This window comes from Anabaena sp. TISTR 8404 (genome assembly GCF_056847745.1).
The window spans coordinates 6460451-6471636 of the sequence record NZ_CP180578.1 but is presented as its reverse complement, the minus strand read 5'-3'; the positions used below and the strand labels follow the sequence as shown (position 1 = coordinate 6471636).

The following is an 11186-nucleotide window of genomic DNA, read 5'->3' as shown; positions in this document are numbered from 1 at the left end:
AAGAAAGCTTATGTCTAAAAAGCAGTCTCCCAATTTTCCGTTTAATTCCCAAAATCCTCACTCAGATAAATGGCAGGAAAGAACAACACAAGTAGCTTATCGTTTCAACCGCCAGTATCAAAATCAAACTTTTGAACTACCACCAGAAGTACAGTCTATGCCAATATATCAAGAATGGAAGTCTGGGATATTGTCTGGGAGGATTGTTTCGCCTTTTTGGGAAATTGCTCAACCTCAAAAAAATCAACATTGTTTAGATATTGGTTGCGGTGTCAGCTTTTTGATTTATCCTTGGCGTGATTGGCAAGCATTCTTTTATGGGCAAGAAATCAGTAATATAGCGCGAGATACGCTCAATTCTCGTGGTTCTCAACTCAACTCCAAGTTATTCAAAGGTGTAGAGTTAGGTGCGGCGCATCATTTAAATTATTCTTTAAATCAGTTTGATTTGGCGATCGCAACCGGATTTAGCTGTTACTATCCTTTGGAATACTGGAATACTGTTTTAGGAGAAGTCCAACGAATCTTAAAACCTGGGGGACATTTTGTCTTTGACATTCTCAACCCAGAACAACCTCTAGCAGAAGATTGGGCAGTATTAGAAACTTATTTAGGTGCAGAAGTATTTTTAGAACCTCTGGCTGAGTGGGAAAAAATGATCAAAGCTGCTGGTGCTAAAGTTGTTGCAAAGCAATCAGGCGAATTATTTGAGTTATATAAGGTACGGTTTTAAAATAATTTGTGACTATACAAGATAGGTTGAGTCTATCTACATTACTGTTATGGTTAGCAACAGTTAAATTTCTCATCAAAACTTCCATAAGTGTGAAGAAATTCGGTATTTTAAAATCTTACTCTCTGCGCCCACCGAAGTTTGCTCAACGGGGGGAACCCCCGCACCGCAACTTCTCTCTGCGTGAGACAAATTCACACCCGTATCCATCAACACTAATATTTTTTAACAATAAGGTGGGCATCGCCCACCACAAGTTTCTACACCTTAAATTTCTCAGTAATTCGCTTCATAGCTTCTTCGACATTCTCACGGCTGTTAAATGCGGAAATGCGGAAGTAGCCTTCACCCGCCGCACCAAAGCCAGAACCAGGCGTGCCAACAACATTGCAAGTATGCAGCAATTTATCGAAGAAATCCCAACTGGACAGTCCATTGGGAGTTTTTACCCAAACGTAAGGTGCATTTACGCCACCATACACAGCTAGTCCAGCGGCTGTGAGTTTTTCTCGAATAATTGTGGCATTTTCTAAATAAAAACTGACCAATGCCTTAATTTGTGCTTGTCCATCTTCAAAATAAACTGCTTCCGCACCTCTTTGAACAATGTAAGACACACCATTAAACTTGGTAGACTGGCGACGGTTCCAGAGTTTCCACAGTTCCACATCGGAACCGTCTGCGGCTTTGGCTTTCAAGGTTTTGGGTACAACAGTTAAAGCGCAACGAGTTCCGGTAAAGCCTGCATTCTTAGAAAAAGAACGAAATTCAATTGCACAATCTCTCGCACCTTCAATTTCGTAAATAGAATGAGGTAAGCTCGGATCTGTAATATACGCTTCGTAAGCTGCATCAAAGAAAATAATTGAACCATTAGCTTTGGCGTAGTCTACCCAAGCTTTGAGATGTTCTTTGGTAGCAGTTGCACCAGTTGGGTTATTGGGGAAACAGAGATAAATTAAATCGACTTTTTCCCTCGGAATTTCGGCGGTGAAGTTATTTTCTGCGGTAATTGGCAGATATACTAAACCTTCAAATTCACCTTTATCGTTAGCTGCACCTGTATGACCTGCCATTACATTAGTATCTACGTATACAGGATACACAGGGTCTGTCACTGCGATGACGTTGTTATCACCAAAGATGTCGAGAATATTACCTGTGTCGCACTTAGAACCATCGGAAATAAAGATTTCCGAAGCATCTACTTCTGCGCCGCGTGCTTGAAAGTCATGAGCTGCAATTTTCTCCCTTAACCAAGCATAACCTTGTTCTGGCCCGTAACCTTTAAAAGTTGTGCGATCGCCCATTTCTTCCACAGCTTTAATCATCGCTGTGCGGCAAGCTTCTGGTAAAGGTTCGGTAACGTCGCCAATTCCCAAACGAATGATTTTGGCATCAGGGTTAGCTTCAGCAAAGGCATTTACCCGTCGTGCAATTTCCGGGAACAGATAACCAGCTTTCAGCTTCAGGTAGTTGTCGTTAATCGTTGCCATAGTAGATAGTGAAATACGCACTACAACAGCTTACAGCTAATTGCTCTTGACGATAGCAGAGTTACTTCTAGCAAATAGATGCATACTCATACTTTTATACCCACGCATAAATATTTAACAAAAATTTCTGTTTTTAACTACAGAATTTGTAACAAAAAAGCGATCGCTCCTTCTTAAAAAAAACAAGATGCGATCGCTTTACAAAAATTTAGATAACAGACATATACAGCAGCAATTGAAATACAGATTGACAAGCCTAAAATCAAGAGTTTATTTACTTAAATTTTAGACTTACTGCCATCTGTCTTTTAAACATCCTGCTCGCTCAACTCGCGGGTGATGTGGTCAAAAGGTTCATCCACAAAAGCAGCATTCACCACGCCTGCTGCTGCTACTTGTTCCTTGACCATATCCTTCATAATTTGGACACCACGAACTGTTGGCCCAATGGGTACACCTAGAGAATTGTAAGTTTCTCTCAGCCCTTGTAATACACGCTCATCCAACACGTTTGTATTACCAGCAACTAGCGCATAAGTAGCGTAGCGTAGGTAATAATCCATATCGCGCAGACAAGCCGCATAACGACGAGTTGTATAGGCATTTCCACCGGGACGAATCAATTCTGGTAGTTCTTCAAATAATTTAGAACCAGCCTGCTTGACAATTGCAGCAGCATTGGAATTGATAGCAGCCGCAGCTTGTACCCGTGCTGTACCACTTTCAAAATAAGATTTCAGACTGTCGATCGCATTCCGATCAAAATAACGTCCAGCTACGTCATAATTCTTAATTAAACTTGTGACTGCATCGCGCATTCCTTTTTCTCCCAATCGTTGCTATCTATGGTTTGATATTTATTTGGCTGCACTTACGCACCAGTAAATTTTTGTGCTATTTAAAATAAGTTCGGCACAAAAACAATCTATCCGCTACTTAAGGATTCTATGCCAAAGTTGCCCCCGATGAAATGAACTTTCCAGTTTTGTACAGATGACGTGCGAAAGGTTAATATAACCTGTAATCCAGAGAATCTGTAACAAAAACTACATAATTATGTAATCTCAAATCTTTACGATAATCCAGGTGTGTCACAACTTGGTTCGGATCAGTAGGGTTAGGATGCTTTGGCAGATTCTGGTTTTACAATAGGAAATTGGCAGAGAAGGAGTAACAATGACAACCCCACAAGAAGTCTTGAAATTGATCCAAGACCAAAACATTCAGATGATTGATCTGAAATTCATCGATACACCAGGAACATGGCAGCACTTAACTGTGTACCATAATCAAATCGATGAAAGTTCATTCACTGATGGCGTACCTTTCGACGGTTCCAGCATTCGGGGTTGGAAAGGTATCGAAGAATCAGACATGACAATGGTGTTAGATCCCAACACAGCTTGGATCGACCCATTCATGGCAGAGCCAACCCTAAGCATAATCTGTAGCATTAAGGAACCCCGCACAGGGGAATGGTACAGCCGTTGTCCCCGCGTGATTGCCCAAAAAGCTGTTGATTATCTAGTTTCTACTGGTATTGGTGATACCACTTTCTTTGGGCCTGAAGCTGAATTCTTCATTTTTGATGATGTCCGCTTTGATCAAACTGCCAATTCCGGTTACTACTACGTAGACTCTGTAGAAGGTCGTTGGAATTCTGGTAGAGAAGAAGGCCCCAACCTGGGTTACAAACCACGCTTCAAAGAAGGTTACTTCCCAGTTTCGCCAACTGACAGTTTCCAAGACATTCGTACAGAAATGTTGCTGACAATGGCGAAGTGCGGTGTTCCCATTGAAAAGCAACACCACGAAGTTGCAACTGGTGGTCAGTGTGAACTCGGCTTCCGTTTTGGTAAGTTAATTGAAGCGGCTGACTGGCTGATGACTTACAAATATGTCATTAAGAACGTAGCCAAGAAATACGGAAAAACCGTTACCTTCATGCCAAAACCAATTTTTGGCGATAACGGTTCCGGTATGCACTGTCACCAATCTATTTGGAAGGATGGCAAGCCTCTATTTGCAGGTGACAAGTATGCTGGTCTAAGTGAAATGGCATTACATTACATTGGTGGCATTCTTAAACACGCACCAGCACTATTAGCTATCACCAACCCCACCACCAATTCCTACAAGCGTCTAGTACCAGGTTATGAAGCACCTGTTAACTTGGCTTACTCCCAAGGTAACCGTTCTGCTTCTGTACGTATTCCTCTTTCTGGCACTAACCCCAAAGCCAAACGTCTAGAGTTCCGTTGTCCAGATGCGACTTCTAACCCTTACTTGGCATTTGCGGCGATGCTGTGTGCTGGTTTAGATGGAATTAAAAACAAAATCGATCCTGGTGAACCTCTAGATAAAAATATCTATGAACTTTCTCCAGAAGAATTGGCGAAGGTTCCTTCTACTCCAGGTTCTCTCGATAAAGCATTAGCAGCCCTAGAGAATGATCACGCTTTCTTAACCGAAACAGGCGTGTTCACAGAAGACTTCATCCAAAATTGGATTGACTACAAACTGGCTAATGAAGTTGAGCAGTTGCAGTTGCGTCCTCATCCTTATGAGTTTTATCTCTATTACGACTGCTAATTGCAAACCACAGTGATTTTTAAGCCACCCTTCAGGGGTGGCTTTTTTTTATGAGTTAAAACTGTTAACAACTCTTTTCACCTAGCTCATCGCAACGTGACTGCTTCCATAAATCGTGCGTGTGGTTTGGTCTATCTTGCCTTGAATGGGATTCCAATAATGGGACACTTCTTCAGGAAGACCGAGTTCTTGTGCAGAACGCATCAGCATTGATTGTTGACGGTTTTTAACTTGCTGATATTGACGCGCCATTAATGCACGAGATTTTTCTTGAATAGACATACTTCAGTCCCCCTAAGGTTTTAGTTATATATTTTTAGCTGTTAGTCCTTTCATTTATTAATATAGCAAAAATTCTGTAGCTTAAGTTACAGTTTTGATTTTTCATACCAAAATGAAATGAATCTTAATATTTTAGGGGCTGTAATGAGTATTATTGCGTGAGTAATTTTTGGAAAAGTCACGAATTTCTGATATTTTGGCTCAGATTCACCTTTGTAAAAAACAATCATTCCAGTTTCCGGCAAGTAACGAAAAACTGAGATAGTATCAAAAATGACGCTTAATAAAACTTCATACTATGACAGTTACTTACCCACGGAAATTCCAGAATAATTTAGGTGCGAGAGATATCTTAAAACGGGTAGTCAGCGATCGCGAACTGCATCTGATGACCCTCAATCGCTATCGCTACAACGAACAGCGCAGTTGCAAAGACCTAACAGAAGTAATTGAAAAACTCAACGGACAGCCACGAGAACTAATCAAAGATTTATCCCACCACATTGCAGATGAAGCGCGTCATGCTATGTGGCTAACTGATTTATTAATAGAACTGGGATCTGATGTCGGAAATCCGCCTGGAATGCCTTATATTGATGAATTCGAGCGCTTGCTTGACAAAGATAGTTACGAAGCCAGCGATAAATTAGAAGACGGTATCATTGCCGCCTTGGCCGCAATTAACGTTACCGAAAAACGCGGCTGTGAATATTTCTCCGCCCACATTTATGCTTTAAAGCAAGCACCACAAACAGAAGAAAACATCAAAATCCGGGAAACCATAGAAAAAATCTTGCCAGAAGAAGCCGGACACGTTCGCTGGGGAAATCGTTGGTTAGCACAAATAGCCGATAAAAGTCCAGAACATCGGCAAAAAGTAGAGCAAGCCAAGCGTAAATATGCTGCCATTGAACAAGCAGCCTATGAATCAGGCATGGACATTACCCTAGGTGCAGAACTGCGACGAGTTACCAGGTTGGTAGAAGTGGCAAATACGATGCCATTGTGGGAACGTCCCCAATACTTGATGGAACGCTTACCACAAACTTTACTAGCACCCCAGTTGCAGTTTACAAGAATTCAAGCAGCACAAAAAGCTTGGCAGCGTAACCCACAAGAATTTATGGAGAAGTTTGTACCAATGTTCATCAACGGCCTTAAAAAGTCGGAGGACGAGAAAAAGAACACTAGTGTTTAAAAATGTTTAGTAGGGGCAAACAGATATTCGCCCCTACTGGCTACTCAAAGGTCGGCAAATTATTCGGGTCGATACCCTGAGATGCTAAATAAGCCATCAATCTTTCTTTTTGCTGGCGTTCTTGTTCAGCACGTTGACGTTCTTGTTCAATTTGCTCTACAGCCCAAGGTAACAAATTACCATTCGTATCCCACCAGCGCAACCAATAACCAGTTCGAGCTTCTTTAGTACCTTGCCAAGTTCCCAAGAATAAATTCATTGACTCTACCCAAGGACGACCATTTTCGTCAGGTAGCTGGAACTCATAGCGTTGATTTTGCAGTTGATAAAATTCCAATAAACCACTGTTTGGTTCAAAAATTATATAGATGGGAACTTGCAAAATTTGCTCGTAGAAGAACCATCTTCCTGGTGGATAAGTGCGCTTGACAGAATATTCCCCGCCTTCGGTATCAGATAAAAACTCCATCACGATCGCAGGTACTTCACCTTCTAAATTAGGAGTATAACTTTTGCGATCGCTCAAAATTTGATTAACTGCTGGAACATAAACCCAATCAGGTGCTTTCACAATCAATTGTCCATTGATAGTCGCACAAAGACCAAAATTCGAGGCTATTAACATCTGCGGTTGGATGAACCCAATAATTTCCAGGCTTTCACGCAAAGCACCAGCCAAAATGGGCTGATTGGTATTCTCCACAGGTTCATCCTCTAATTGATAATCGTTGGGCAATGCTTCCCAAGTGATTACCATTTCAGTTAGCGATTTAGCTACATCCACTTGAGTTGCCATAACACAGCATCAATATTAGTTTCTTCTTATGTTATCGCTCTGTGTGCAGGTATGATGCGATCGCGCTTAGATATACCTAAATGCAGATTTTTCCGCCAATTAAAAAAATATCTGAATGAGAAGCCCTGAATTTTAAAGTGAAAGGCTTTAACAAAAATCTGAAAAAAGAAAAAAGTATCTGATTAAAGGAATAGGTGATGTTAAAGACAAGTAAGTTTGCTTGGGGTTACCAATGCAAAAAGGCAAGGAAGTTCTAGAAAAAGAGATTAAAGATGCAATACCGAGAGAATATTAAATTTCTTTGAGGATAAAGTGTGATTTGGATGCCAGAAAATCTGGATAACGCTTTAATTGTTATTAGCATTAAACAATTTTTAACCAACAGGAAAAGCATTGTTGAGAGATTCAATTAAATCTCTGCGTCCGCTACCACGATGGGGTGTAGGATTTTCTGGCTCATTTGGTTTAGGTTTGGGTTTGGGCTTTGCCGAAAACAACATTTGTACTCCTGTATTGTTAATAAGTGTATGTGAGCGATTTAACGTTGCTGAACCGTTAAAAACGAAAGAACCCAACAAAAAACTGGAAACTAAAAGAGAAAATGTAACACGCATAGCAGATATTTCTTGTGGAACTCTAATATCTACTGCTACTTAGTTTCTGAATGTGTGTCCGGAAAGTTTGGCAAAAAGTATTCTGTTTGACAGAAAGAAATTAAGTTTAACGTTAGGTCTCCATTCTACAGATAGAACAACAGCATTCGGACACAGCAATGTTTGCAACCATAATTGCTGAGTTTCCACTAAAGGCAGTGGTAATAACCTTCAAAATGCTGTTTATTTAAAACAACGGTTAAGATTTCGGCGAACAGTCAAAAAATCGGAAAAAATTACTGTAACGTTTTTTTATGATATTCAGTGTTTAAGCAACTTTATTAGCGCTTTTGCCAAATACTGATACTGTTCTAAAGTATTGTAAATCTGTGCTGAAATCCTGATGAGTATTCCAGGTGATTCCGTCCAAGGAACTACTTGTACTTGAATGCCAAATTGATCAAACAATTCATCATGTAGCCAGATATGACTAAGATTTTCCCAGCTTACAGGCATAGGTAAAACAGCCATTGAACCAATCATTTCTTCTGGACAAGGTGGCTGTACTTTTAGCGCATCACAAAGTATCTCTCTTGCTTGTAAAACTAGCTGATGGTTCCGCTGCATTAATTCTACCCAACCACCAGGTAACAAAGATTCCATAAAGGCGATCGCTTCTGGTACGCACATATAAGCTGTAGGATCGTCTGTACCTGTCCAGTCAAATTCCAACTGAAAGCGACTTTTATCCGTGCGTGGTGAATTAGCACCATGACTAATTGTTAGAGGATGAATTTCTGATTGTTTATCTCGCCGCACATACAAAAATGCTGCTCCTTTGGGTGCAGAAAGCCATTTATGACAATTTCCGCTATAGTAAGTTGCACCAATCTCCTGCATATTTAAGGGAATCATCCCTGGTGCATGAGCGCCATCTACCAATGTCTCTACACCCCGCACTTGTAACTCCTGCACTAGCTGCTGGATAGGAAAGATTAATCCTGTCTGGCTAGTTATATGATCTAATAGTGCTAAGCGTGTTTTAGATGAAACTTTCTCTAATACTGCTGTAATTAGCTGCTGTGGCGACTCTAATGGAAAAGGAACCTTTGCTACTACTATCTTTGCGCCAGTACGGTTGGCTATAAAGTTTAAAGCATTACGACAAGCGTTATATTCGTGGTTAGTAGTCAGAATTTCGTCATTCGGTGAAAAATCTAGAGAACGCAAAACTGAATTCACACCAGTTGTAGCATTCGGGACAAATACTAAATCTTGGATATCAGCATTAATAAAAGCTGCCAACTTGTTTCTGGCGTTGTCTAACAGTGGTTCCCACTTTCTGCCAAAAAAGTTTACTGGGTCTTGCTCTAGCTGCGATCGCAAATTTTGCTGCAATGCTAATACAGCTTTAGGGCAAGCACCATAAGAACCATGATTCAGAAACACTAAATTTGTATCTAGTGACCATAGCTCCTGATAACATGAAGGTTGAAGTTTGAAATTTAACTCTTCATACTTCATACTTCATCCTTTACACTTTTTTAAACTCCCCAGGCTGGATTCGAACCAGCGACCAATCGATTAACAGTCGATCGCTCTACCGCTGAGCTACTGAGGAACGCTGTCGCTCACAATTCCTAATATTAGCGTAGTCAACAAGAAATGGCAAGTACTTTCGCTAACTTTTTTGGCAAAGCCTAATTTTTTTCATGTTTGCAACCAAAAATCCTTGCTGGAGGCAGGTTAGAGACTTTTGGATGCCAATAGTTACTGTAATCCCATACGCAATGCAGCCAACTTTTGCCGCGCTTTGTCATCAATAGCACTAGCCAAAAATCTACTATTGGATTTTTTGCGGGTTTGATATTTTTGACGTACTCGACAAACTGTAGCTTCCACAGCACTACATAGTTGTTGTGCTGATAACCATTCTGCCCCGTACCCCTGTACAACTAATTGTTGCGCTCTGTCTGAGGTAGCCACAATCATCCGCGAAATTTGAGATGAAGTTATTTGTGAGCGCAAGGAGGCACAAATTTTTTCGATGTAAGTATCTGCTGTTTGCCCAAAATCAGTGTAATGAACTGAGACAAGCTCTGTAATCACTTCCTTATTACTAGAGGCATTATGATATTGAGCATCGAAAACTATTTGAGTTTCATAGCCTTGAAACGCACTGTAACCGATCATGGCTTCGACCAGTTCCCAGCGTGCTGCTTCTAAGCCAGCACTATCACGGGTGTTTTTCAGACAAGGCCAAGCGCCAATTATATTGTAACCGTCCACTAATAGAACGGCTGGGACTGAGGAACGGGGCATGGTTTTTAATCACAATTTTCTAGAGTTAACACAATCCATTCATAACTTTTATAGTAATTGAAGCATTGCCTGTAACACTATGTTACAAATCACCAAATAATGCGAAGAGATTGCAAATTTAAGCCAGAAAAAGCCGCCCCAAATATAAACGCGCCTTATTAAAGGCGCGTCGTAGATGTTAATAATTATTGATGAATTAGCTTCAGGATTTAGGGTAATTCATCATGTACTGTCATCAATCTTTGTTTGAGGCGTTGAGGTTCACCCCAATCAACCAAAGAACCTTTATTTAGTAAGAATGCACCATCACAGTAATCCAACTCATCTAGGCGATGAGTTACCCACAAGGCTGTAATACCACGACTTTTGACTAGGCGGTGGACACCAGCCACTAAATCTAGTTGGCTATCAGGATCGAGTAAAGCTGTTGGTTCATCTAATAATAAGACTTCACAGCAACGGGCGATCGCACCAGCAATAGCCACACGCTGTTTTTGTCCCCCACTCAAAGCATATATGGGACGTAATTGCAATTGCAGCAAATTCACCGCGCCTAATGCTTCCTCAACCCTTGCTCTCACCATAGCAGGTGGCAATTTTTCTTCCACCAGCCCAAAAGCTACATCAGCACCAACAGTTGGCATCACCAGTTGATGATCAGGATTTTGGAACACAAAACCGACGGGGGGTACAACACCAATTTCACCAGACTGCGGCTGCAAAAGCCCCGCCAGAAGTCGGAGTAGAGTTGATTTGCCACTGCCATTAGTACCCAAAAGCATCCAAAATTCACCTTTAGGAACTTCTAGAGAGCAAGAATTAATTGCTGTCTCGCCATTCGGCCAACTGAAATTTAAATCTTTGACTTGAATGCCCACTTCCGCCATTGCTACACCTTACTCACCAGCCAAGGCAAAAAAGCCAGGTGGTCTGCCACTAGCAGTACTGACACCATCTTTCTGAATAATTTGTACACTAGAAATTTCACTAGCACGGACAGCGATTTTTTTCTCTGTCTTACCTTCACACTTGAGTTCCACAATATCAGGATTGCCAGAGCGCATGGCAGCCAAAATCAGTTGATAGACTGCCTCAGCGTCTTCTGTTGTCTTACGTTGTACTGATATGGGGAAAGCAGTGTTTCTTACACTTATGTCAATGGTAAACATTTAGG

At 41.1% G+C, this 11186-nt stretch carries 12 protein-coding genes and 1 tRNA gene; 3 read left to right on the top strand and 10 right to left on the bottom strand.

Features of this window, described 5'->3' with window-relative positions; translation table 11 throughout:
• The first annotated feature begins 10 nt into the window (after nucleotides 1-10).
• Entirely contained in the window at nucleotides 11-733 is a 723-nt protein-coding gene (locus ACMX3D_RS27925) for a class I SAM-dependent methyltransferase (protein WP_482749019.1), read from the top strand.
• A gap of 260 nt (nucleotides 734-993) precedes the next feature.
• Here the strand turns inward: ACMX3D_RS27925 and ACMX3D_RS27920 are convergent, their stop codons facing one another.
• Nucleotides 994-2229, bottom strand: coding sequence for an LL-diaminopimelate aminotransferase (locus ACMX3D_RS27920; RefSeq protein ID WP_482749018.1), 1236 nt, complete (start codon nucleotides 2227-2229; stop codon nucleotides 994-996).
• A gap of 308 nt (nucleotides 2230-2537) precedes the next feature.
• Nucleotides 2538-3047 (bottom strand): allophycocyanin subunit beta, encoded by a 510-nt coding sequence (gene apcB / locus ACMX3D_RS27915; protein WP_482749017.1) that lies wholly within the window; start codon nucleotides 3045-3047, stop codon nucleotides 2538-2540.
• A 358-nt stretch (nucleotides 3048-3405) separates the two neighbouring features.
• Here apcB and glnA point away from each other — a divergent pair, with 358 nt between their 5' ends.
• A complete protein-coding gene (gene glnA, locus ACMX3D_RS27910; protein ID WP_482749016.1) occupies nucleotides 3406-4821 on the top strand; it encodes a type I glutamate--ammonia ligase in 1416 nt (471 codons plus the stop codon).
• An 81-nt stretch (nucleotides 4822-4902) separates the two neighbouring features.
• Here the strand turns inward: glnA and gifA are convergent, their stop codons facing one another.
• Entirely contained in the window at nucleotides 4903-5103 is a 201-nt protein-coding gene (gene gifA, locus ACMX3D_RS27905; RefSeq protein ID WP_482749015.1) for a glutamine synthetase inactivation factor IF7A, read from the bottom strand.
• 298 nt (nucleotides 5104-5401) lie between these two features.
• Between gifA and ACMX3D_RS27900 the strand changes: the two genes are divergently transcribed.
• The gene (locus ACMX3D_RS27900) at nucleotides 5402-6301 is read left to right on the top strand and encodes a ferritin-like domain-containing protein (protein WP_482749014.1); all 900 of its coding nucleotides are present in this window, start codon (nucleotides 5402-5404) and stop codon (nucleotides 6299-6301) included.
• A 40-nt stretch (nucleotides 6302-6341) separates the two neighbouring features.
• Here ACMX3D_RS27900 and ACMX3D_RS27895 read toward each other — a convergent pair whose 3' ends face one another.
• The 7 genes from ACMX3D_RS27895 to ACMX3D_RS27865 form a co-directional block, all read right to left on the bottom strand.
• The gene (locus ACMX3D_RS27895; RefSeq protein WP_482749013.1) at nucleotides 6342-7097 is read right to left on the bottom strand and encodes a Uma2 family endonuclease; all 756 of its coding nucleotides are present in this window, start codon (nucleotides 7095-7097) and stop codon (nucleotides 6342-6344) included.
• Between the two features lie 374 nt (nucleotides 7098-7471).
• Nucleotides 7472-7711, bottom strand: coding sequence for a heterocyst-inhibiting protein PatX (gene patX / locus ACMX3D_RS27890; protein ID WP_482749012.1), 240 nt, complete (start codon nucleotides 7709-7711; stop codon nucleotides 7472-7474).
• A gap of 300 nt (nucleotides 7712-8011) precedes the next feature.
• Entirely contained in the window at nucleotides 8012-9214 is a 1203-nt protein-coding gene (locus tag ACMX3D_RS27885; RefSeq protein WP_482749011.1) for an aminotransferase class V-fold PLP-dependent enzyme, read from the bottom strand.
• 25 nt (nucleotides 9215-9239) lie between these two features.
• Nucleotides 9240-9311: transfer RNA gene (locus tag ACMX3D_RS27880), tRNA-Asn, on the bottom strand.
• Between the two features lie 149 nt (nucleotides 9312-9460).
• On the bottom strand, nucleotides 9461-10012 hold the full coding sequence (locus ACMX3D_RS27875) for an NYN domain-containing protein (RefSeq protein ID WP_482749010.1): 552 nt from the start codon (nucleotides 10010-10012) through the stop codon (nucleotides 9461-9463).
• 209 nt (nucleotides 10013-10221) lie between these two features.
• Nucleotides 10222-10899, bottom strand: coding sequence for an energy-coupling factor ABC transporter ATP-binding protein (locus tag ACMX3D_RS27870; RefSeq protein ID WP_482749009.1), 678 nt, complete (start codon nucleotides 10897-10899; stop codon nucleotides 10222-10224).
• Between the two features lie 9 nt (nucleotides 10900-10908).
• On the bottom strand, nucleotides 10909-11181 hold the full coding sequence (locus ACMX3D_RS27865) for a UPF0367 protein family (RefSeq protein WP_482749008.1): 273 nt from the start codon (nucleotides 11179-11181) through the stop codon (nucleotides 10909-10911).
• Nucleotides 11182-11186 lie beyond the last annotated feature (5 nt).

Coding starts and splice junctions, on each gene's coding strand:
- ACMX3D_RS27925 (WP_482749019.1), top strand. CDS start 11: ATGTCTAAAAAGCAGTCTCCCAATTTTCCGTTTAATTCCCAAAATCCT.
- apcB (WP_482749017.1), bottom strand. CDS start 3,047: ATGCGCGATGCAGTCACAAGTTTAATTAAGAATTATGACGTAGCTGGA.
- ACMX3D_RS27895 (WP_482749013.1), bottom strand. CDS start 7,097: ATGGCAACTCAAGTGGATGTAGCTAAATCGCTAACTGAAATGGTAATC.
- ACMX3D_RS27920 (WP_482749018.1), bottom strand. CDS start 2,229: ATGGCAACGATTAACGACAACTACCTGAAGCTGAAAGCTGGTTATCTG.
- ACMX3D_RS27900 (WP_482749014.1), top strand. CDS start 5,402: ATGACAGTTACTTACCCACGGAAATTCCAGAATAATTTAGGTGCGAGA.
- ACMX3D_RS27865 (WP_482749008.1), bottom strand. CDS start 11,181: ATGTTTACCATTGACATAAGTGTAAGAAACACTGCTTTCCCCATATCA.
- glnA (WP_482749016.1), top strand. CDS start 3,406: ATGACAACCCCACAAGAAGTCTTGAAATTGATCCAAGACCAAAACATT.
- patX (WP_482749012.1), bottom strand. CDS start 7,711: ATGCGTGTTACATTTTCTCTTTTAGTTTCCAGTTTTTTGTTGGGTTCT.
- ACMX3D_RS27870 (WP_482749009.1), bottom strand. CDS start 10,899: ATGGCGGAAGTGGGCATTCAAGTCAAAGATTTAAATTTCAGTTGGCCG.
- gifA (WP_482749015.1), bottom strand. CDS start 5,103: ATGTCTATTCAAGAAAAATCTCGTGCATTAATGGCGCGTCAATATCAG.
- ACMX3D_RS27875 (WP_482749010.1), bottom strand. CDS start 10,012: ATGCCCCGTTCCTCAGTCCCAGCCGTTCTATTAGTGGACGGTTACAAT.
- ACMX3D_RS27885 (WP_482749011.1), bottom strand. CDS start 9,214: ATGAAGTATGAAGAGTTAAATTTCAAACTTCAACCTTCATGTTATCAG.